The sequence below is a fragment of the Desulfuromonas sp. TF genome (assembly GCF_000472285.1).
Taxonomy (GTDB): domain Bacteria; phylum Desulfobacterota; class Desulfuromonadia; order Desulfuromonadales; family ATBO01; genus ATBO01.
The window spans coordinates 103,769-104,319 of the sequence record NZ_KI421423.1; the positions used below are offsets into that span (position 1 = coordinate 103,769).

Genomic DNA, 551 nt, shown 5'->3' on the forward strand with positions numbered 1-551 from the left:
GAAATCGAAGTTCCGGCGGTCACCGGCGCGGCGCGGCAGGTTTTTTCCAAATTCACGCTCCGGCAGCCCATCGATTTTGCCATCGTCAGTGTCGCCGCGGTCACTACGGTGACGAATGGGGTCTGCACCGATGCCCGCATCGCCCTCGGAGCGGTCGCACCTGGAGCCTATCGTGCCGCGGCGGCCGAGGAGTTCTTGAAAGGCCGGGCCATCGACGGGGATACCGCCGCCAAGGCAGGCGAACTGGCCTTGCAGGGTGCAAAGCCGCTGAGCCGAAACGCCTACAAGATCGAGATCGCCAAAACTCTGGTGACAAGGGCGGTCATGGGTCTCCTCCCTGACGAGAGGCAACACGAAAATTTAACAGATACCTCTGTTTACGACCCGACGGCGTTGTCCACGTTCCACAGATGTGGTTCCACCGCTTCGCCGGGGGCTGCGGTGGTCGATCCAGGAAAACCCTCCCGCTTGCACCTGGAGTAAGGTTGCCTATGCTGAATTTTATCGGAATCCTCTTCGACGGCCTGGCCCTCGGGATGCTGCTGTTCATC

At 60.8% G+C, this 551-nt stretch carries 1 protein-coding gene; it reads left to right on the plus strand.

Annotated features, from left to right (window positions below; all coding sequences use genetic code 11):
• The coding region (locus tag DTF_RS0116275) for a xanthine dehydrogenase family protein subunit M (protein ID WP_027716179.1) at positions 1-483 on the plus strand (483 nt) is incomplete at its 5' end.
• Between the last annotated feature and the right edge of the window lie 68 nt (positions 484-551).